The sequence below is a fragment of the Nonomuraea sediminis genome (assembly GCF_018531495.1).
GTDB lineage: Bacteria > Actinomycetota > Actinomycetes > Streptosporangiales > Streptosporangiaceae > Nonomuraea > Nonomuraea sediminis.
In genome coordinates, this window is the sequence record NZ_JAHDTI010000013.1 from 1 (window position 1) to 20,616 (window position 20,616).

Below are 20,616 nucleotides of genomic sequence, written 5' to 3' on the forward strand. Positions count from 1 at the left end.
TACCACCAGCAGTACCTTTACCGCAACAAAAACGGCTACTGCGGCATCGGCGGAACGGGCGTGGCCTGTCCGGTGGGTCTGACGTCCGGCGAGGCGTAGACCTGCGTAGACAGCCTGAATCTGGCCCTTGGTCGCTCGGCAAGCCCGGTGTCGATCTAGGGCCAGAGCCGTTTTCGGCGACAAGTTTCTCTACAGGGTCAAGGGCTCGCTTCGCTCGCCGCGCCGCCGCCCGCTCCGGGCGGCCAGCGCGCCGGGCTGCGGCCTGGGGGCCGGTCCCGGCGCGCGCCGCCCCCGCTCCCCGGCGGCGCGACAGACGAGACATCCCTCTTCCTGAAACAGAGCCGTTCCGCCACCGGCCCCCACCGCTACGCGGCCCCTTCGGGGTGCTTCGCATGGGCGCCGGCCGCTCCACTCTCGGATCGATCACCCACGGGTTGATGTCCGTACCCCCGCCCCCGATACCGCATTGTTCGTGTCCCTCGGTCGGCGTCAACTCCGTCTGTGCGGCTTGGGGTGTGGGCCGCGTGGAACGCCGCAGGGCAGGGGCGTCGGAAGACGGAGTTGACACCTCGGTCGGGACACACAATCGGGCAGCTATCGGGGGCGGGGGGAGGAGTGGGCCGTGGGATGCACCGGCCCACGAGCAGAGGGGTACGGCAGCGCAGGATCGGCGGGTCATTCCAGCCACCCGGCGGGCCGGACGATCGACCACGCTGCCGTACCCGCTACGGACGAGATGACATGGGGTAGGGATCCCTTCCACGCCACCACGCCCTGCTTACGGGCCCCGAGACGGCACCTCGTTCGCATGGACGACGGCCAGCGCATCCGCCAACTCCGCCAGCGTCGGGCGGAACAGGATGTGACGAGACCCGTGTTCGGGATTGGGACAGCGCTGGCCGCACGACTTCACGGCGACCCAGCACCCATACCCCGCGTAGATCTCCCAGCGTGGGCTGTAGAGGGCCTGAACTTCCGCCAGGGTGAAACTCACGAGGTCATCTCCACGATCAGCGGGGACAGCGGGTGTGTCTGTCGGACCACGGACAGTCGGTAGGCGACCGCACGGGCAGCAGTTGGCGGGTTGTCGGCGCTGTACACGATGTAGATGCGCCGTCCGGTCGCTGAGGAGACCTGACCGTTCCACCACCGATAGGTGAACCCGTCGCACCAGATGAGCAGGTCGACCCACACCGAGACCAGAGCCACCCCGTGACCCGCGTGGACGTCGGCCGAGATGCCGAGATCACGGAGGGTCGCCCTTAAGGCGTGTGCTCCCCGCACAGCGGGACACCCGGAGGCGACGGGATGCTCAGAATGCGCCTGGACGGCTCGCACGGGACAGGACCTCGATTCCTGCTCAAGGGATCCGCCCGGCGATGCAGCTCTTTGGCGGGTTCCCGCTGTTCACGGCGTTGTCATCCATCACATCGGTCACCGCCACGCGCGGACAGGTGCGCTTGAGGGACACTGGGGGACAGTGGCGATGTCCCCTGTAGCCCGGCGAGAGGTGTTCGCATGGAGGCAAAGCGCGTCCCCACATGGGCCGTCCGACTTCGTGCCGAACGGCGTGAGCGTGGCTGGTCGCAGACCGACATGGCCAAGCAGCTTGCCGAAGCAGCCGACAGCGCCACTCGCGCGCACTTGCCTTCACGGGAGTCGATCGTGCGGCGGATCAAGTCCTACGAGGCAGGCAAGCACCAGCCCGACGACCCATACCGGCTGCTGTACAGCCGTGCGCTCGGGATCAGCGAGGACGAACTGTTCGACATCCCCGCCAACGCGTTGGCCTTCGGCGACGACGAGATGGAGGCGATGGAACTCGCCCGCAGGAGCGCCGCAAGCGAGGTCGGCAACGAGACCTTGGAACGGCTGGAACTGGCGGTTGACGATCTCGCGACCGCATATCCCGGCACTCCGCCCGCCGAGCTGCTCAACCGTGTCCGTCAGCATCTCGCCTACGTGTCCCGCTTGATGGACGCCCGGAAGACGCTCGCAGAGCATCGTCGCCTACTGGTGGTCGGTGGATGGCTTTCGTTGCTCGCCGCCACCTGTCACATTGACCTACACCAGCTCCGGGCCGGTGCGGCGCGCCTGAAGACCGCTGCGGAGCTGGCCAAGCACTCCGAGCATCCCGAGATCGCGGCTTGGTGCCTGGAAACACAGGCATGGCAGGTCCTCACCACCGGCGACTACCGCCGAGCCGTCACGCTCTCCCAGGGAGCCCAGGCCATCGCCCCGCGGGGGAGTTCGGCCTACATCCAGGCCACGGCACAGGAAGGCCGGGCGTGGGCAAGGCTCAGCGCGGGACCCGAGACCCGCGACGCACTGAACCGCGTTGCCCGCCTGGTCTCGCCCCTGCCGATGCCCGACCGCCCTGAGCACCACTACCGGTACGACCCCGCCAAGAGCGAGGCGTACATCGCGACCACGTTGTCATGGCTCGGCGACCCCGCCGCCGAACGATACGCACGTCACGTGCTGGCCCGCCTGGAGTCAGCCAAGGACGGACCGCCGCGCCCCCGCCGGGCCGTCTCGGCTCGCCTGGATCTCGCCCTGTCGCTGCTCGCCGCCGATCAGCCCGACGAAGCGGGACAGATCACACTCACGGCCATCACGAGCGGCATCCTTGTCCCGTCGAGCTACTGGCGAGCCGGAGAAGTGATCAGGGCCGTCGAAGAACGCCGTCTCCCCGAGGCGGTCGAGCTCCGCGAGGCATACCGAGAACTGAGCGCGTCGTAGCACTCACGACGAGGGGCTCTCTAAGCTCTAGCTTCCTGGTCAGCCACATGATTGGGGTCTAGGCATGCCTCTAGGTCTAGAGGCGGGCCCGCTAGACCTAGAGATCATTCCGGCGGGTCTCTGGTGCGGCGCGACCGTCGGAACGGGAGGGCGCTAGCGTCCAACGGGAGGGGAGGCATCCCCCCCGTTTCGGCTGTCTTGTGAGGTTTCCGCGTGCAGGGTGCTAGCTGCTAACGGCCTGGTAAGGGCCGTCTTGGGGTGCTAGCGGGGGTGCTAGCGCTAGCAGGTGGAGGTGCTAGCGCTAGCACCCGCTTCTAGGCGGCGTTCTCCTCTCGCTGCCGGGCGATCCGCCGGGCGGTAGTGATCCTTTGGTGGGCGAGCTGGGCCCAGAACGCCTCGCCGTTGCGGTGCCCGCTCCCGGCGTACTGCCACTCCGCGATCGTGAGGGTGGTGTCCGGATCGGGGGCCCGGAGGCCGTGGAGGAGCCGGGCTTGCTCGGCGCGGTAGTCGGCTCGTGCCTGCCGTAGGTCGCCGAGGGTGATGGAGTAGTGGCGGGACTTGGTGGAGAAGTGGCCTCGGTAGCCGAGCATGTGGGCCCACTGACGCAGGGGCAGGCCCTTGTACTGGGGTAACTGTGCCAGGCTGAAACAGGTGTAGATCATGCGCCGGGCGTGCTCGGTCACGTGCAGTCCGGCGATCTCCCAGGCTTGGCGGATCGGGCGGTCAACCGTTCCGGCCGACTCGGCCCCCTTGGTTGCGTACTTGGCCACGTACGCGGCCACTCGCTGATCGCTGACGCCGTCCAGTTCGGCCGAGACGTACACCGGTCGCACGTCGAGCTGATCACCCCAGCGGACGGTCAGCGGCGGTCCGTCCGCCTGTTCGTCGTGTGGTCCGCCCCCCACGCGGATCGTGATCTGTTCGGCGGTCTGGCGTATCGCCCGGTCGAGCAGTTCGACCGTGATCCCGTCCGGCGGTCGGTCAGTCGGCCCGTCTGGTCCGTCGAGCCTGATCACCGCGTGGAAGTGGACCAGGCCGCGCGCTTGGTACTCGGCCACCTTGGCGTACGACAGCCGGAGCCTGCGGCGTAGTTCGGTCCGGGTGGTGCCGACCAGGCGAGCCAGGACGGACGGCATGGTCTTGGTGAACTCCCGCCACAGCGCGCCCGCGTGGGCGTTCCACAGCACGGCCCCGATGTAGTCGTAGCAGTCCACGCAGAGCGGTTGCCCGACCTGAGGGTCATCGCGGTCATGGCGCAGGCCGCACCCCTCAGGCCGTCCGTGCTCGCAGATGGGACGGTCACGGCGTGGACGGCACGGCAGCGTCTGCCCGCCTGCCTGTCGGTGGGCATGGACCGCGCCGAAGGACGGGGCGGTGAAGGTGGCGAACACGCGCGGATGCTCGCTCACCTCTTCCGGGACGCCCTTGCCGCCGCGCAAGCCGGAGATGATCAGGTGGTAGGTGTCGTCCTTGTAGACCGCCGAGCAGGCCGGGCACCTGGAGGCGCGGCGGTTGCCGCACGCGGTGAGCAGGAACCCGGTCGGCTCGTCGGCGGTCCGGTATATGTCCAGGATCTCGCCCGTTCCCCGGTCGAGCGTGATCCGTTCGCCGTGCAGCCGGATCGGCTGGGCACAGCCGCCTGTCGCGTACACCATGCGTTGCCAGCGGGCGAAGTCCGGCATGGTCGCCCGCTGGAAGGCGGCCAACATGTCTGGCGAGAGGGAGGGAGCCTCGTTCATGCGGCATCCCTCCCAGGCGCGTCGGGCAGGGACTCGGTGGCGACGCTCACCCCGAGGACGGTGGCGATGCGTCGCCATTTCTCCTCGGACCAGCGAGGAGAGCGGGCGGCTTGTCGTCTGCCCCACTCCCGGGCAGACAAAGGGGTGTCAGGGTTCAGGTGGCCTCCTTCCCTCGTGGGTGGAGCCACCGCTGAGCCGGACGGTCGCGACGGGCACCGTCGCCAGGGCAGCCTGAAGACAGCCGTTGGCGGTGGTGCGCAGCAGCGAGAAGATCAGAAACGGAGTGCGGCGAGAGTGTGGATGGCGCGCTCTGTGTGGACACCTACCGCCGGGCCGGGGCCCTCCGGCGGATCATCGGTGGTCAGTAGGTGATGTTGTGCCCGGACTCGTGTATGCGCCTGAGGTGGATTCGCCGAGATGCTCGCTGTGTCGTGCCGTGAGGGAAGCGATGACTTCTTGCGTAGATCGGTTGTACCACTAGAACGACGTGTTTATGCAGGCCAGGGTTCCCGTGAGCAGTGTGTGTGGGGACGTCCGTTGGCGTCCGTCTGCGTTCGGTGGCGTCCGCTGACGTCCGGTTGCCTACGGCTGCATGGGGGCAAAAGTAAGGGAGTTACGACCTCTGAGTAAGGTCATAACTCCCCGAGACGTCCAGGACGTCCTGGCCTTAGCCCTCCCGCCAGATCGGCTCAAGCAGGTCCGGGTTGAACTTCCTGCGTCCCTTCCCGCTCGGATAGATGATCACCGCGTGTAGCGCCTCGCGGATATATGTCCGCTTGATCGAAAGCGGGAGACCACCGTCCTCCTCAGGCAGGAACCAACGCCGCCGAATCTCTGCTACGTCGGTGTCGGATCGATTGCGCTGTCGCTGGGCCGCTGCGGTGAAGCTCTGTGCCTCTGCACGAAGCCGCGAGATTCGTTTCTCTAGGTCAGGGGCGCTCGAAAAGAACAGCTCGTTGCTGATGTTCCCAGCGGTCCACTGCCTACGAAGTTCTTCTAGACGAGTCTTCGAATCCTCGTACTCCCGCTGCCCTGACCACTCACCGGACTCGGGAGAGGCGGCGAGCTGCACCTCTTCCAGCTTGGCAAGAATCGCTTCCGAGATGTACAGGTCCACCATGTCACCGCGCCGTCCCAGACCACCACAGCCACCCACTGTCTTGCCGGGGCAGATGTAGATGTGCTGGACGCAGTCCTTGCTGTGGGTGACGCGGAGAGAGGCATTGCAGAGCGAGCCGTCCTCCTTGGCGCGTCCGCACCGGAGGAAGCCCGTCAACAGGTAGTTGGGCTCGCGGAAGTCTTGCGCCAGCACCTGGCCAATGCGCCCGTCGCGGTAGACGTAGTGACCTTTACGAGCGTCGAACAGATTCCTCACAGCCATCCACTGCTCGGGGGTGACGATGGGTTCCCATTGGCCGACGACAGGATTGCCGTCGCTGCCACGCACCAGTTCGCCGTTGATCTCGCGCCAGCCGCAGATACGCGGATTCGAGATCGTGAGCTTGACAGATCTGGATGTCCACTCGTTGCCCAACGAGGTCTTCGCACCCTCACGGCGCCATTGGTTCGTGATCGAGTGGATAGAACGCCCGGCGATCACGTCGAGGACGGCTTGCCGTATTAGGGGAGCCTCTTGCGGGTCGAGCGTCAGGCGGTCGGGCTTCCACCCGAAGGGGCGAGTCCCGCCCACAGGCACGCCCTGTTCTGCCCGCATCCGATGAGAGCGGCGCATACGGCGTTGCATCTTGCGGACCTCCATCTTGGAGATCACCGCGCCGAAGAGGCCCATGCTCTCGGCATCCTCGTTGTAAAGATCCTTGGCGCCGCGAGCATCGGCGAACACGCGCCCGTCCTGGTAGGTGATCGCCTCCACGAAGCGTTCGTAGTCGCCGGGCCGCCGGGCAAGACGGTCTTCGGCCACGATGACGATGCCTTGCACCGCCGTACCGTCGGGCAGCTCACCCGCGCGGAGCACCTTGAGCATCGCCTCGAAGTCGTCGCGAACCACGTCGGCCTTGGCGGCCGACTTGTCGTTGTCCGTGTACTCGTGGACGACCGTCCACCCAAGACGCGCTGCGGTCTCACTGTTGAGCTTGTGCTGGTCCTGAACTCCGTGTTCGTCGCGCCTGACGTCTGCGGAAATGCGAGCGTAGGAGACGACGGGGATAGCTGAGCCGGGCTTAGCCATGGGGGACCTCCGCCAGAATTATTGCGCCTGACGAAGTTCTACCACCAGCAGTACTTGTTCAAGGTCCCGAACGGCTACTGCGGCCTCGGTGCTACGAGCGTGTATCTGTGTGACCCATCACGAGACGCGCAGCCATCTCCTGCCGCATCAGCCGGCACCGCTCAGGCTCGGGTCCTAGAATCGCCCGCCGTGAGGCCGACTGCCGCAAGCTCCGGTCGGCATGAACCCCACGCGAACTGCAGGACGTCACCAATCCTGCCGACCGTCACGGCATCGAACTGGCCACCGTCACCGGCGACATCGACCAGTCGCCTCATCACCCACATGTTTGGCGCCACCGCCCGCCGCGATGCCCGAAACGCCAGAAACGCAAACGCCGCTGAACGCCGAATCAGGCAATGTCTCCAGCAGAGGCCTACGCCTGTACGGCTACGTCGAAGAGCACATTACGGTGATCGAGCAGGAAACCGAGATCATCCGCGAGGCCACCCATCAACTTCAAACGATCCGCCCCTCTCGGCAAATCGTTGCGGACGCAGTCTGGCCAGCGATCATCATCCCCTCTGCCCCGACCGACTACGAACCGTGCTGAGCGACCCGGCGCCGGCGTCTCCTCATGCACCCGCACCGCCGGAAGCCGCCAACGGGACCACACGCCCGACCCCCACCCGCCGGACCTGATGCCCACTCCCCATCGTCATAGATGGCCTCGGCTGATTAGGACCCTGGTCAGGCACTCGCGGACGGTGCCGCAGACTTGCCCACGCGTCTGATTTCCCGCACCCGGGACTGTATCTCGGCTCTACGGTGATCAAGTAACAATAGGGTCACGCAACACCAGCGGCGACCTGCTGTTTTCACGGAATGTAACCATCGCTGGGCAAGACTCCGCGACCGGCGCCAAAGCAGATCTCCGCAGCGGAGAGCGCGTACCCGATGCCTTTAGAGCATGCGTTCGAATCCAAAGGAAGGTCACCGTGTGCTCATTGACTGACAGGTCAGACCATGGCGTCATTGCAGGTGGCTCAGCTTGGAGATCTTGAGCAGAGCTGGAAACGGCGAAGGAGGCGTGGATCGGTCGTGTCAGTCGCAGGCCAGCTGTGCTCAGGATGACACGAGCGCCTTCCCGTACCTCGACGTGACGTACGAGAAGTCAACGACTGCCTCGGTCCTGTAGCCGCAATTTCGTCCCCCTCGGAGTGGAGTTCATGTGCGCCCATTACCCTCAGAGCTGGCTCGTACCGGCACCTCGTTGATCAGGCGGTTGATCGCTCTCACCAGTGCCCTGGCCATCGCTGCCGGCCTGACCGTCGCCGTCGCCCCCGCGGTGTCGGCCGCCGACTCCATGACATACCTCGACGGGATGACAAAGGCCCGCGATGTGGCCGCGGGCGGTGGCAAGGTCTTCGTCTCCGGTGATGACCAGATCATCGTCACCAACTCCCGCGGCACCATCACCAGCACGATCACCGACCTCCCGGGCGCGTCCGGCCTCGCGATGACACCGGACGGCACCCACATGTTCGTGGCGCTGAGCGGCGTACAACAGGTGATTGAGCTCGACACGGACTCTCTCTCCGTCATCCGGCGGATAGACGTTGCTCCTCACCCGTGTCCGTCGAACCTGGCGTTGTCCGGTGATCGGCTGTGGGTCGGCTACGGCTGCGGCAACACGAACAACGGTGGCGTTTTCGGACTCGACCTGTCGGCTGCCACACCGGAGCCAGCGCCGGTCGTGGGCAACATCTACAACGCCCCGCTCATCGACGCCGCCGGGGGCACCCTCGTCGTCGGCGAGACCGGCCTCAGCGCGTGCGACCTCATGGTGTACGACGTGAGCGGCACGACTGCCGTCCAGCGAGGCATCGTCGACGGCTTCGAGCATTCCTTGGACATAGACGACCTGGCGATCACCTCGGACGGCTCGATGGTCATCCTGAACAATCTTGAAGGATGGGACACCACTAGCCTGACCAAGACCCTTTCCTTCGAAGGCGATGCCGGCTCCGTCGCGATCAGCCCGGACGGCGCTCACCTGGCAGCCACAGGGACGGCCGGCTACGACATCACCATGTACGACTTGGGTACGGCGACGCAGACCTACCGGGTCTTCGCCTCCTCCGCCAGCCCGGTCACCGGTACTCTCGCCTTTTCGGGCACCGACGTCTTCACCGTGCTGGAGGAGACCACGTCCCAACGGCGGCTGCGCCTATGGAGAGCGGAAGGCGCCACACTTCCGGGATCCACGCTGAAACTGACGGCTCCGTCCACAGGCACCGCCCTCGTTCCCGTCACCGCGACCGGAACGCTCACGCTTCCGGACGGCTCGGCTCCCGGACCGCAACCACTTGTGGTGACCCGGAAACTTCCCGACGGTACGAGTACGACGCTTCCGGATGTAACAACGTCCTCGGACGGCGCGTTCACCTTCACCGATACCCCGCCGACCTCTGGGGCGGTCACGTACGAGGTGCTCTGGGACGGCAACGCGGACTTCCGATGGAGCCGGGCCTCCGGGACCGTCACCGTGGCCAGGCACCCATCCTCGATCACCTTGTCCGGCCCCACGAAGGGAGTGGTCGGCAAACAACTTTCGTTCCGCGGCAACCTGGACGCAGGCGATCAAACTCCTCCATCGGGCGCCCTGCTAGTGGTGTACCGGACCGTCTCTGGCGGAAACCTGCAGCTGGTGGGGACGGTGAACACGAACAGCGACGGATCCTTCAGCTTCGTCGACACCCCCGCTGTGGGCGGTGAGTACATGTATGAGGTCCGGTGGGACGGCACGAACGTCTTCATGTATGCACGCGCCACATACAACGTCACAGTCCAAGGACGGCCGTGATCCTTTAAGGTAAGGAGCTCTAACTCCATGGAAAGCGCTGCCTTGGACGACCGCTCCGGAGCTGGAGAAGCAGATCGCCCGGCTTCGCACCGAGGCTCAGGGCTTTGCGGCCTCGGTTCAGCGGCAGCGAAGCCGCCCGAACACCGATATGGACGAGATGCGGCGGCGCTGGTATCTACCTGAGGAAGAAGGAGGGCTCCCGCTGACGGTGAAGAGGACGTACATCCGTGAAGCCCTCCATGCGGTGATCATCTACCCCAGCGGCAAGGGGCGTCGCAAGTTCAATCCCGACCTGCTTGAGCCGATCTGGCGAGAAGAGTGAGCCGCAGGACGTCCAAAACGTCCTTGGGAGCTGCGACCTTACCGAGAGGTCACAGCTCCCTTACTTTTGCCTTGTGCAGCCGTAGGCAGCCGGACGTCAACGGACGCCACCGAACGCAGACGGACGCCAACGGACGTCCCCACACACACTGCTCACGGGAACCTTGGCCTGCATAAACACGTCGTTCTAGTGGTACAACCGATCTACGCAAGAAGTCATCGCTTCCCTCACGGCACGACACAGCGAGCATCTCGGCGAATCCACCTCAGGCGCATACACGAGTCCGGGCACAACACAACTTCTCGACCACCGATGATCCGCCGGAGGGCCCCGGCCCGGCGGTAGGTGTCCACCCAGAGCGCGCCATCCACACTCTCGCCGCACTCCGTTTCTGATCTTCTCGCTGTTGCGCACCACCGCCAACGGCTGTCTTCAGGCTGCCCTGGCGACGGTGCCCGTCGCGACCGTCCGGTACAGCGGTGGCTCCACCCACGAGGGAAGTGGGTACCGTCCCTAGGCTCGCAGCCATGACGGTTCTGATCTCGGTGTGGGGAGCATCGCCCGGAGTGGGCAAGTCGACGTTGTGTGCCGGACTGTCGCTGTGGCTGGCCGATATGGGGCTGCGGGTGGACCACTTCCGTGAGGAGGAGATCTTGACCCGGCCGCAGTTCGCTGCGGTGGCGGAGGATTTCGAAGCGACGGGCATGGTCAAGCCGGAGACGTTGATCGCGGCAACTGCCCAGTTCGTTGATTCGATTCTGGTGAGCGGCGATGACGTGGTGATCGCGGACGCACTGGTGCCGTTCGTGCCGTCTCTGCTGGCCATGGGGCACGGCGAAGAGACGATCGACGCGTTCATGACTGACCTCACACAGGTGCTGGCACCGGTCTGCCCGGTCATGGTCTTCCTCGATGGGAATGCCGAGGTCGCATTGCCCAGAGCAGCGAGGAGAGAAGGCGCGGAGTGGCTGGACCAGTACATCGGAAAGCTTGCTCGGTACGAGGTAAGCCCTCCAGTGGCTGACGTCGCGTCGGCGGTGACGTACCTGCTGCACGAGCGTGCGGTGACGCTTGGCACCGTCGGCCGTAAGGACTGGGGTCTCGTTGTGATCGAACGAGCCGATGAGCTACCCCCGGATGAGGTGCTGCGGGTCGCGCAGCGCGGCCTCAGGCCGTGGATGGGCAGCGCGGCCGAACACGGATAGGACTCGGATACCCGGCGCCACTGAGACCGCCAAGCCGCTCACGAGCCATGAAGATCACTATCTAGCACTCCGCACGCGGAAACCACACATGACCGCACAATCGGGTCGGACGCGAGCGCCATCCCGCCCAACGGTCGCACCGCACTCGCGACCGGTCGCGCCGCCGTGGAGCGGGGGCGACGCGAGCGCCGGGACCCGCCCCCGGGCCGCAGCCCGGCGCGCTGGCCGCCCGGAGCGGGCGGCGGTGCGGCGAGCGATGACCTGTAGAGAATCTTGTCGCCGAAAACGGCTCTGGCCCAAGATCGACACCGGGCTTGCCGAGTGACCAAGGGCCAGATTCAGGCTATCTACGCAGGTCTACGCCTCGCTGGACGTCAGACCGATCGGGCAGGCTACGCCCGTACCGCCTAACCCGCAGTAGCCGTTCGGGACCTTGAACAGATACTGCTGGTGGTAGCGCTTCGCTGCAGGCAATAGCCGTGCAACCTAACGGACCTTCGATCGGTACTCAGCCCACAAGTCGACGGCCTCTTGGAGATCAAGAGCAGCAACGTCCTCGCGGGCCATCCCGGCTGTGTAGATCAACCGATCCGCGAGCCAATCCGGAACCGGTTCTCTAGGGGGTGCTTTCTCCACCCGAATGTGATCGGCCAGCGTGCCAAGGCGCTCGATCACCTGGCCGAGCTGGACGATCTCGGGACGGCTAGCACCCGCCTCGCGAACCCTCTCCGTCGCCTCCGCGTACACTTCTGCGTCGGCCCGCTCACCGACAGCCCACACCTCGCAGATCTCCACCGACTTGTCCTCGGTGATGCGGTAGACGACACGCCAAGTGTTGCGACCGACTACCAGCTTCCGGAATCCGGTCAGTTCCCCGCCGAGCGGGTAACCAGCCTCAGGGTTGTCCAGCAGGAGAAGAATCTTCTTGAGTACCTTGGGCACCGCGTCTGGGCCAATGCGTCGGAGGTCATCGACCGCTGGCGCCGTGAAGACGACGTCGGACACGTTTACTCGTCGTCCGGGATGGCTGCCAGCGATTCGCGAGTATGCCCGAAAGCGGCCAGCACCTCATCGAGCGAGACACGCTCACCCGTGTCCGTGACCGACCGGGCAAGCACAAGCGCCAGATCACGCAGATCAGCCGCCGCTTCCTCCAACTCATTGAGCCGGCGAATGCTTACCACGGCCGCCACCGGCTGATGTCGACGGGTGACCACCAGATCGGCCCCTTGCTCCGCATCAGCCACCAGGCGGGCAACCCCCCGCCGGGCCGCCTCTGTGACGCTTAGCTCAGTCGCGTCGTGCAGAACAGTCATACATCAACTGTATATCTTTCTGCACAGAACCGCGATCCTCGGAGCGGTGAGCCGTCTTTCAGCTCGCGCACGCTCATGCTGCCCGGTTTGAGTGGCAAACATGGGCGCTCCGCCGTACGGTGTGGTGATCTCCGTAGTAGTCCGGTGTCAGATGTGCTGCAGACTCTTACCAACCCCTGTTAGGCGGTCGTCCGCCGGCGGCGGCAGGCTCAAGAGCGTGGCCTCCCGGCTGACGGTCAAGGACCTGGCCGCCTTGGTCGCCTCGGGCCAGGCCCGCCCGGCCCGCGTCGATCCCGTCCCCGCCGACACCAGCGACAACCTGGCAGCGGTCGAGATCGACCGGCTGGTCAGCTCGATCGGCACGGTCAGCGTGTCCAGCCGCGCGTCGTGCATCGGCGCCCACCTGGCCGGCCAGCGCGTCACCCTGCGCCTGGACGGCATCACCGCCCACGTCATGAGCGACCAACGGCAGCTCCTGCGCGCCGTCGCCTGCCCGCTCCCACTGTCCGAATGCGTGAGTCTGCGTGGCGTCCGACGGGCCGGACCGCCGCCCCACGTGCCCACCGAGCCGGTGACCGTCCAACGGGTGGTCTCCAGCCGCGGCGGCTTCCAAGTCGTGGGCCAGAAGATCCAGGTCGGCCGCATCCACGCCCGCAAGATCCTGGAGGTGACCGTGGACGACACCTACATCACCATCCACGACAACGGCGAACCCATCCGCATCGTGCCCCGGACCACCACCCAGGAGATCATCCGGATCAAGTCCCAGGCGCATACTAAGAAGCGAAAGATCGGCTAGGAGTGTCAAGCATCAAGTGAGTTCACACATCATGGGCTGAGATCTGGCTGAGGCCAGAGGCCACCGGCGTCGTTGATCGCGAAGTCCGTACGCTACGTGCCATGTCTACTGAAAGTCCGGGTTGTCGGTGCATTCTCTGCCACGACTACGGAGACCGTGACGAGTGGGATGCCATGGATCGGCACACCGTTGAGCACGTCCAGAGTCGGGGCTGGAGCGTGAAGATGATCCCGGAGGACGATGCCGGGCCGGGCTTCGCCTACACGGTCGGCCTGTGGCACAGCTACCGGTCGCCTGAGCTGGCCATGTTCGGCTTGGACGTTCATCTCATGCATGAGTTGTTGAACCACCTCGGCGATGGGATCGCGGCGGGTGAGCTTGTCGTAGCGGAGCAGGAGCGGCGCGATGTCATCGAGCGACATCCCGTTGTGTTCAAGTGGGTCGACATGAGGTGGTACCGCGAGTACTTCGGGCAGGCGATCGCGTTCTATCGGCGGCCACCATTTCCGATCTTGGAAGTCGTGTGGCCTGACCGCGACGGCCGCTTCCCCTGGCAGCCCGAATTCAGCGAGCACTATCGGGAGCTACAGCCTCCGCTGTGGCTGTGGCCGAGTGACCAGCGGGGCGAGTGAACGTCCGACGCGACGCCGAAGGACGACTGTCCTCGCCGGTCGGCCAGGTCGATGACGTCTTCCAACTCGCGTGGGGATCGTGTCAGCCTGTCCACGTGCCAGCACACGATCGCGTCGACAGTCCCGGCCTCGATGTCGCCGAGAAGTCGTTGCCACATGGGGCGCGGGCTTGCCGAGTAGGCGCTGCGTCGTTGTCGGAGTAAACGTCGATGACCTGCCATCCCCGACGTTCGACAAGGGCTCGGCAATCGGCTTCCTGGCGGGCGACACCAAGTCCAGCGCCCGTGCGATCCTGGCTGATCCGGCAGTAGATCGCAGCTCTCCGCATGGGTCACATAGATACACGCTCGTAGGTACCGGGGTTTCCTGTCCGGTGGGGATCGCGTCTGCGGGCGAGTGAACAAGGCCGTGTTCGACGAGGTCTCGGTCAGCCGTTTCCCGGTATGGGTGAGGTCTGCTCGGACGGAAGGCGCAGGGTGAATGTTGTGCGGACGGTCGGCACGCTGGTGACCGTGGCTGTGCCGCCGTGGGCCTCGGCCAGGTTGCGGACGATGGCGAGCCCGAGGCCGCTGCCGCCGGTCTGGCGGTTACGGGACTTCTCCACCCTCCAGAACCGGTCGAAGACGTGGGGGAGGTGCTCGGCGCGGATCCCGATCCCTGTGTCGGTCACCTCGATGAGGATGTGGTCGCCATCCTGGCGGGCGCTCAGCGTGATGTGCCCGCTGCGTGGCGTGTAGCGCAGGGAGTTGGTCACCAGGTTGCCGATGGCCTGGCGGAGCCGTACCGGATCCGCGGTCAGCGGAGGGTCACCGGTGACCTCGGTGGTCAGGGTGAGCCCTGCCGCTTCGGCCCGGCCGCGGTGGGCGGTGGTCACCTGGTCGAGAAGGTCGCCGAGGTGGACGGGTTCGAGATGCAGGCGGAGCTTGCCCGCGTCGGCGAGGGCGAGCTCCTGAAGGTCGTCGACGATGTGCTGCAGCAGCAGGATCTCCTCGACCAGCGAGGCGATCAGCGTGGGGTCCAACTCGGCGACGCCGTCCTGGGCGGCCTCGAGCCAGCCCCTGAGGTTGCTCAGCGGTGTGCGCAGCTCGTGCGAGACGTCGCTGACCATGGCCCTGCGCTGCTCCTCCATGCGCTGGAGGTGTTCCGACATCTCGTTGAACGCCGTTGCGAGCTCGCTGATCTCGCCGGTGGTCCTGACCGTGACGCGGGCGGAGCTGTCCCCGTCGCGCATCCGCTGCGCGGCGTGGGTGAGCGCGTTGACGGGCCTGACCAGGCGCCTGGCCGCCATGATGCTCACGCCCACGGTCAGCACGAGCACGAGGAGAGCGGCGCCGGCGATCGAAGGCAGCGGGATGCGCTGGCCGGTGGCCTCGGCGGGGGAACCGATGTACAGGTACGCCGCGGGAGCGACGTAGGGATCGAGTTGCTCCTTGCGCGCGCTGACGATGCAGGAGGAGATCGTCTGGTCAGGTTCGGCGGCCGGCAGCATCGGCCGCTTCTCGTTGGAGACCCAGGTGAAGTCGAGGCCGACTGAGCCCCGTTCCGCGCTCTTACCCTTGAGACACCTCCTGACCAGGAGGTTGAGTTGTTTCAACGCGGCCTTCTCGGTGCGCGTCGGCGTGCTGTAGGCGGTGGCGTCGCAGACAGCCATCACCGTAGGGGCCTGGCTCGGCACCGGGCTCGGCTCCTGACTGCCCCCCTTGCTGGTCGTCGTCACGAGGGGCCTGCCGGCGTTCGAGATGGTCACCTGTACGGCCTGCCCGGTACGGCGCCCGCAGGCGGCGTAGGTGTTGGCGGCCTTTATGAGCCGGGCACGGTCACGGGCGGACAGCAGGAAAGGACCTACCGCGCGTGGATCGATGCGGTCCCTGGCCGCCCCCGGCACCAGGGTCACGTCCACGGCCAGCGGGTCGACGACAGCCGACACCTTGGTGGGCAGCGGGGTCCCGGAGGTCGCCGAGTCCGCGATGAGGGTGCCGTTCTCGGTGGTCAGGGCGATGCGGCGGCTGTTCTGGGCGGCGAGATCGCGCAGGGTGGCGGCGACGTCCGACCAGTTCGAGTGGCGGGCGGCGTAGCCGAGCAGGGTGTTGTTGATCCGGGCGTCGCTGGCCAGCGTCTGGCCCTGCTCGCGCTGGATGGCGCCGGAGGTGCTGCTGGCAGCCAGCCACGCGGTCGCCGTGATCGAGCAGACCGCCACGACCGCCGAACTCGTGAGCAACCTGACGAACAACGACCTCATGCGCGGGTCAGTTTGTAGCCCACGCCGTACACGGTCAGCAGCCGGACCGGGCGGCGCGGATCAGGCTCGATCTTCTTGCGCAGGTTCATCACATGCACGTCGACCGTGCGTTCGGTGATGAACCTGTCGAAGCCGTGGATGCGTTCCAGCAGCTGCTTCCTGGTGAACACCCGCTCCGGCTCGGCGGCCAGCGTCTCGATGATCCGGAACTCCGCGAGCGTGCAGACCACCGGCGTGTCCGCCGCGGTGACGGTGTGCCTGACCGGGTCCACGAGGAGATCGCCCGCCTGGAACACCTGGCGATCGGCGTCCTGGGACTTCCCGGTACGGCGCAGCAGAGTCCGTACACGGGCCATCAGCTCCCGCGGGCTGTACGGCTTGGCGACATAGTCGTCGGCACCGAGGTCGAGCCCCAACAGCAGATCGTCCTCGGTCGACCTGGCTGTCAGCATCAGGATCGGCAGGTCGGACTCGGCGCGCAGCACCCGGCAGACGTCCAGCCCGTCGACCTTCGGCATCATCACGTCGAGCACCACGAGGTCGGGATCCGTCCGCCGTGCCTCGTCGATCGCGGAACGCCCGTCGTGCACGACGAGGACCTCATGGCCCTCCCGCTCCAGGTATCGCCTGAGCAGTTCGGCCTGCTTGGGATCGTCCTCGGCGACCAGCACGTACGCGCACATGGCCTGAGGCTATGCGCATGTCAGGGGTGCATATGGGATCTGCATGACGAGCAAACAGGTTTCACACATTCTGTCGCCAGGCTGCGGCGGGTGAGAACCAACCTGCTTCGTACGGCTGCTGTGGCGACACTCGCCCTCCTGCTGACCGGCTGTGCGGGCAGCGCGCGCAGTGCCGTACGGCCCGAGCCGGTGAGCGGTGCCGTACGGCCCGAGCCGGCGAGCGGTGCCGTACGGTCCGAGCCGGCCCGCAGCATCAGTTCGAAGATCGCGACTGTCAAGGGATCTCGGATCACGGTCTACCGAGACAAGGAGGGAGGGGCGCAGAGGACGATCACGAGCCCCAACGATTACGGCGCGGCGCGTGCCTTCCTGGTGGAACGTGACGAGGGTGAGTGGCTCCAGGTGCTGCTGCCGATCCGGCCGAACGGCAGCAAGGGCTGGATCAAGGCCACCGACGTGACGCTCGCGGAGACCGCCTACCGGGTGGAGATCGAACGCGGGGCGTTCAGGTTCACGGTCTATGACGGCGACAGGGCCGTCAGGACGGGCAAGGTCGCGACGGGCGAAGCGGGCACACCGACACCTCCAGGTCGCTACTTCTTCACCGAGCTGGTGAAGCCCGCCGACCCGGGCGGGGCCTACGGCGCCTACGCCTTCGGGCTGAGCGGCTTCTCGCCGGTGCTGAAGAGCTTCGCCGGCGGCCCGGGCCAGCTGGCGATCCACGGGACGAACAAGCCCTCCGCCATCGGTACGCGGGCCAGCCACGGCTGCGTCCGGATCAGCAACGACGACATCACCTGGATGGCGAAGAACCTGGCGATCGGAACTCCGGTCGTCGTCAAGGGCTGAGGCCCGACTTGAATGAACAGGGGAACCCTATGAAGATCAAAGCCACGCTCATCGGCATCGGCGCGGCGCTGGCCCTGACCGTGGGCCTCGCAGGCCTCTCGGGCACGGCCTCGGCCGAGCCCAAGCAGCCGTCTCCCTCGCCCTCCGTGGCGCCGGCCGACCAGCGGCCCAAGGTCAAGTCGACTGCGGGTCCGAAGGAGCCCGTCGTCATCAAGCCGGCCTACACCGGCTGATCGTGGCGCGCCCCACTTCGACGCGGTCGACGGGCTCGCCCTGGTGATCCCGGTCGGCGCCAGGCCCGAGACGAGCGCCGCGACGGCGTCGTAGCGCACGCCGGCCGGCTGTGCCAGGCGCCGCCGTACTTCCTCTCCTGCCCGCGGTCGCATCAGCGACCAGGCCATCGCGGGCAGGAGCAGGATCCCGTACGCCTGTTTGCGGTGGGGAGGGACCGGGGTTTCCTCTCCGGTAACAAGGCCGTGTTCGACGAGGTCTCGGTCCTCTGGCGCGATCTACGGGCAGCCGGTGGCGTATCTCGCGTTCTGTATCGCGGGGTCGTTGACCGGTTTTGTCTGCTGTTGGGGAGGGTCGCGCTGGGGTAGCGAGGGGCGCGCCCCGCGGGGTGGATCCTCGTGGGGCGCGGGTGGTGCTACATGTGCTGGTGCTGGTTCATGTGGTGGTGCTGGTTCCACCACGAGTTCTTGCACCACTGCTTCTCCCAGTGGCCGTGGGACCAGCACCACTTGCACCAGCGGTGGTGCGAGTCCCACATCCACTTGCACTTTTTGGCCGAGTGTACGGCCTGCCTGGCCGGGACCGAGCAGCTTGGAGTCGTGGATGCGCTTGCTGCCGAGGTCGTGACCGCTCCGGTGAGCGTGAATGTCGAAGCCGCGAGCGCGGCGCCGATGACGAGGCGCTTGAGCATCAGAGATCACTCCCTGATCGAAGGCCCAGGCGGTGCCCGGGCGGATGGAACGCGCCTAATCCCGGCCACCTGGACACGCGAATAGGGCGCGGTTGAACGTAATGAGGCTAACCAGAGGCGGCTCCCGCAGTCGCCCTTTGGGGAGCAAAACCTCATGTCCGACATTTCGATACATATTTCGAACATAGGCTATAAAGCCTGACAAATGGGGCTTCGGGCGTGAGGTTGGATCATGAGGGCGACCTGCAAATTTGCCGCCTCGAAGGGGCGTAGGGCGAAGCGGGAGGCCCGTGTACCCCGGGATTGTCAAGAGACTCCTGGCGTGATGGCAAACATGAGGAAAGCGGCAATCTTTAGGTTTTTCGGAATGCCGCGACTTTTATACCTGTACTGGGTTGTGGATCACGGGAGGTCGATGAATCCGAGGCGGCGGTTCATCGAGATGGCCGAATCGTTGCGGGGGTGGTGGATGGTGTCGAGCCAGCGGCACCCCTGGTCGCGTACGAATCGTATGGCGAGGAGCTTGAGCGCCAGGGAGAGGCCTCGGCCGCGGTAGGGGCGCAGGACGCCGGTCATCTCGCTGAAGGCGCGGCCTTCGGGGTGGAGCGATGTGGCGGACATGCCGATCCAGGTGTCGCCGTCGAGGGCCACGATGATGCCTTCCGGGGTGAAGGAAGGGACCTCGATGCGTTCTGCCACGTAGGACTCGTAGCTGTAGAACTCGCCTCGCTCGGGGATGTCGGCCGAGCACGTCTTGTTGAGCTCGTAGAGGGCGCGCCGGTTGTCCGGGGTGTCGGTCATCGGGGTGAACCAGATGCCGGACGTCAGGGCGCGTTGGAGGTAGGGCTCGAACTCCTTCTCATCGAATGCGTCAACGTCGAGCCGGAGGCGTACCCAGTCCATGGCGCGACCCTATCGGCGGACGTCGTAGGGCTTTCCGCGACGCTCACCTGCTGCGTGCCGCCACGGCGCCTCGTAACCGTGGCGAGGGCGGTCTTCGGTTGGCCGCCGTACAAGGGCGCCGACCTGGCCGTACATCCTCTTGCTGACTCGGCGCCCGGGAGGGTGGCTCGGGCAGGGAGAGGAGCCGGAGGTCGGGGAGTTCACGTTCGGCGGTGGCCGGGCGGATGGACCTCAGCGGTCGAACCACCTGCCCGCGGCGGGCAGCAGGAGCAGCACGATGACCGCCGCGGGAAGCAGCGCGTTGGGCGACAGCAGGCGCAGGATCCGCACGCTCGAGTCGGCGACCATCGGCCCCAGGTAGGCCGTCGCCGCGACGACCTGCAAGGCGATCATGGACCAGCGGATGAGCCGCCGCCGCGTGTCGAAGCGGCCCATCACCAGGCCCAGCGCGACCGTCAGGGCTATGCCGCCGCTCAGGATCAGCGCCGGCAGCCAGTCGATGCCGCCGGCGAGCATCAGGCTGCCGGAGATGAGCAGCGCGACGATCGCGAAGGCGACCTGCAGCGTGACGATGAATCTGGCGGCACTGACCACTTTCGGCACGGGCGTCATTCTAGGCGCGTGATCTTCTTTCGTACGGCACGCCGAACCAGGGGCCCCATGTCGTCCAGCACAGCCACCAGGACGGCCAGTTGCTCCAGCGAGTCGAATGCCCGGGTGGCGGACGAGGGATCGACCCCCTCGTACAGCTCCAGCCCCACGAACGCGGCCGCGGTGGCCCTGGCCAGCCCCGCCACGTCGGCGAACTCGGCCAGCGGTGAGTCGGCGAGCACCCGGGCGAGCGTCCGCTCCACCTCGGCCACCCAGAGCCCGAGCCCGGCGGCCGTGGCGGGCGCCAGCGCGGCGTCGGTCTGGCTGCCCGCGAGGAGCTGGGCGAGCGCCGCGACGTTGCCCGCGGCCCGCTCCTCCTCGTGGACGGCCCGCCCGAGCGCGAGCAACTCGCGCAGCGTGGTGACGGCGGCGAAGCGCTCCCGGTAGGCGGCCACCCGCTGCTCGGAGCCGTGCAGGCAGGCGTCGGCCAGCAGCTGGTCGACGCTGCCGAAGTGATAGAACACCAGCGCCTGGTTCACGCCGGCCGCGGCGGCGATGGTCCGGGCGGATACGCCCGCGATGCCCTGTGTCTTCAATGTCTCCAGCGCTGCCTCGAGCAGCTTGGAACGGGTGTCGCCCAC

Annotated in this window: 20 protein-coding genes and 3 pseudogenes; 10 read left to right on the forward strand and 13 right to left on the reverse strand. The window is 66.4% G+C overall.

Annotation, left to right across the window (positions count from 1 at the left end):
• Positions 1–99, forward strand: a pseudogene (locus tag KIK09_RS58470) (peptide-methionine (S)-S-oxide reductase MsrA); the annotation flags it as partial.
• Positions 100–990: 891 nt separating this feature from the next.
• Here KIK09_RS58470 and KIK09_RS42030 read toward each other — a convergent pair.
• Positions 991–1,284: a hypothetical protein gene (locus tag KIK09_RS42030; protein ID WP_214325107.1), complete on the reverse strand. Its 294-nt coding sequence runs from the start codon at positions 1,282–1,284 to the stop codon at positions 991–993.
• Positions 1,285–1,518: 234 nt separating this feature from the next.
• Between KIK09_RS42030 and KIK09_RS42035 the strand changes: the two genes are divergently transcribed.
• The gene (locus KIK09_RS42035; protein ID WP_214325108.1) at positions 1,519–2,742 is read left to right on the forward strand and encodes a helix-turn-helix transcriptional regulator; all 1,224 of its coding nucleotides are present in this window, start codon (positions 1,519–1,521) and stop codon (positions 2,740–2,742) included.
• Positions 2,743–3,056: 314 nt separating this feature from the next.
• Here KIK09_RS42035 and KIK09_RS42040 read toward each other — a convergent pair whose 3' ends face one another.
• Both KIK09_RS42040 and KIK09_RS42045 read right to left on the reverse strand, forming a co-directional pair.
• Positions 3,057–4,481: a replication initiator gene (locus KIK09_RS42040; RefSeq protein WP_214325109.1), complete on the reverse strand. Its 1,425-nt coding sequence runs from the start codon at positions 4,479–4,481 to the stop codon at positions 3,057–3,059.
• 667 nt (positions 4,482–5,148) lie between these two features.
• Positions 5,149–6,669 (reverse strand): recombinase family protein, encoded by a 1,521-nt coding sequence (locus KIK09_RS42045; RefSeq protein ID WP_214325110.1) that lies wholly within the window; start codon positions 6,667–6,669, stop codon positions 5,149–5,151.
• A 349-nt stretch (positions 6,670–7,018) separates the two neighbouring features.
• Here KIK09_RS42045 and KIK09_RS42050 point away from each other — a divergent pair, with 349 nt between their 5' ends.
• From KIK09_RS42050 to KIK09_RS42065, 4 genes are all read left to right on the forward strand, one after another.
• The gene (locus tag KIK09_RS42050; protein ID WP_214325111.1) at positions 7,019–7,261 is read left to right on the forward strand and encodes a hypothetical protein; all 243 of its coding nucleotides are present in this window, start codon (positions 7,019–7,021) and stop codon (positions 7,259–7,261) included.
• A 672-nt stretch (positions 7,262–7,933) separates the two neighbouring features.
• Positions 7,934–9,514 carry a WD40 repeat domain-containing protein gene (locus KIK09_RS42055; protein WP_214325112.1) on the forward strand — a complete coding sequence of 527 codons (1,581 nt, stop codon included), beginning with the start codon at positions 7,934–7,936 and terminating at the stop codon, positions 9,512–9,514.
• Between the two features lie 148 nt (positions 9,515–9,662).
• Positions 9,663–9,836, forward strand: a complete 174-nt coding sequence (locus KIK09_RS42060; RefSeq protein WP_214325113.1) for a hypothetical protein — start codon at positions 9,663–9,665, stop codon at positions 9,834–9,836.
• 527 nt (positions 9,837–10,363) lie between these two features.
• A complete protein-coding gene (locus KIK09_RS42065; RefSeq protein WP_214325114.1) occupies positions 10,364–11,041 on the forward strand; it encodes a nucleoside/nucleotide kinase family protein in 678 nt (225 codons plus the stop codon).
• A gap of 357 nt (positions 11,042–11,398) precedes the next feature.
• Here the strand turns inward: KIK09_RS42065 and KIK09_RS58475 are convergent.
• The 3 genes and pseudogenes from KIK09_RS58475 to KIK09_RS42075 form a co-directional block, all read right to left on the reverse strand.
• A pseudogene (locus KIK09_RS58475) lies at positions 11,399–11,506 on the reverse strand (peptide-methionine (S)-S-oxide reductase MsrA); the annotation flags it as partial.
• A gap of 21 nt (positions 11,507–11,527) precedes the next feature.
• On the reverse strand, positions 11,528–12,046 hold the full coding sequence (locus tag KIK09_RS42070) for a type II toxin-antitoxin system RelE family toxin (RefSeq protein ID WP_214325115.1): 519 nt from the start codon (positions 12,044–12,046) through the stop codon (positions 11,528–11,530).
• Between the two features lie 2 nt (positions 12,047–12,048).
• Positions 12,049–12,357 (reverse strand): type II toxin-antitoxin system prevent-host-death family antitoxin, encoded by a 309-nt coding sequence (locus KIK09_RS42075; protein ID WP_214325116.1) that lies wholly within the window; start codon positions 12,355–12,357, stop codon positions 12,049–12,051.
• A gap of 217 nt (positions 12,358–12,574) precedes the next feature.
• Between KIK09_RS42075 and KIK09_RS42080 the strand changes: the two genes are divergently transcribed.
• Both KIK09_RS42080 and KIK09_RS42085 read left to right on the forward strand, forming a co-directional pair.
• Entirely contained in the window at positions 12,575–13,156 is a 582-nt protein-coding gene (locus KIK09_RS42080; protein WP_214325117.1) for a hypothetical protein, read from the forward strand.
• 173 nt (positions 13,157–13,329) lie between these two features.
• Complete coding sequence (locus tag KIK09_RS42085; RefSeq protein WP_275956476.1) at positions 13,330–13,788, forward strand: DUF4262 domain-containing protein; 459 nt, start codon at positions 13,330–13,332, stop codon at positions 13,786–13,788.
• Here the strand turns inward: KIK09_RS42085 and KIK09_RS60785 are convergent.
• The 3 genes and pseudogenes from KIK09_RS60785 to KIK09_RS42105 form a co-directional block, all read right to left on the reverse strand.
• Positions 13,731–14,116, reverse strand: a pseudogene (locus tag KIK09_RS60785) (recombinase family protein). The gene KIK09_RS42085 and the pseudogene KIK09_RS60785 overlap by 58 nt on opposite strands.
• A 99-nt stretch (positions 14,117–14,215) precedes the next feature.
• Positions 14,216–16,027, reverse strand: coding sequence for a sensor histidine kinase (locus KIK09_RS42100; RefSeq protein ID WP_214325121.1), 1,812 nt, complete (start codon positions 16,025–16,027; stop codon positions 14,216–14,218).
• A complete protein-coding gene (locus KIK09_RS42105) occupies positions 16,024–16,710 on the reverse strand; it encodes a response regulator transcription factor (RefSeq protein ID WP_214325122.1) in 687 nt (228 codons plus the stop codon). The genes KIK09_RS42100 and KIK09_RS42105 overlap by 4 nt, the downstream gene beginning before the upstream one ends.
• A gap of 90 nt (positions 16,711–16,800) precedes the next feature.
• Between KIK09_RS42105 and KIK09_RS42110 the strand changes: the two genes are divergently transcribed.
• Entirely contained in the window at positions 16,801–17,559 is a 759-nt protein-coding gene (locus tag KIK09_RS42110) for a L,D-transpeptidase (protein ID WP_308164654.1), read from the forward strand.
• A 29-nt stretch (positions 17,560–17,588) separates the two neighbouring features.
• Positions 17,589–17,792, forward strand: a complete 204-nt coding sequence (locus tag KIK09_RS42115; protein WP_214325124.1) for a hypothetical protein — start codon at positions 17,589–17,591, stop codon at positions 17,790–17,792.
• Between the two features lie 413 nt (positions 17,793–18,205).
• On the opposite strand, the gene KIK09_RS42120 is transcribed toward KIK09_RS42115, so the two are convergent.
• The 4 genes from KIK09_RS42120 to KIK09_RS42135 form a co-directional block, all read right to left on the reverse strand.
• The gene (locus tag KIK09_RS42120; protein WP_214325125.1) at positions 18,206–18,481 is read right to left on the reverse strand and encodes a hypothetical protein; all 276 of its coding nucleotides are present in this window, start codon (positions 18,479–18,481) and stop codon (positions 18,206–18,208) included.
• Positions 18,482–18,883: 402 nt separating this feature from the next.
• Positions 18,884–19,384 carry a GNAT family N-acetyltransferase gene (locus KIK09_RS42125; protein WP_214325126.1) on the reverse strand — a complete coding sequence of 167 codons (501 nt, stop codon included), beginning with the start codon at positions 19,382–19,384 and terminating at the stop codon, positions 18,884–18,886.
• 231 nt (positions 19,385–19,615) lie between these two features.
• Positions 19,616–19,987, reverse strand: a complete 372-nt coding sequence (locus KIK09_RS42130; RefSeq protein ID WP_214325127.1) for a hypothetical protein — start codon at positions 19,985–19,987, stop codon at positions 19,616–19,618.
• 5 nt (positions 19,988–19,992) lie between these two features.
• Positions 19,993–20,616: a TetR/AcrR family transcriptional regulator gene (locus tag KIK09_RS42135; RefSeq protein ID WP_308164655.1), complete on the reverse strand. Its 624-nt coding sequence runs from the start codon at positions 20,614–20,616 to the stop codon at positions 19,993–19,995.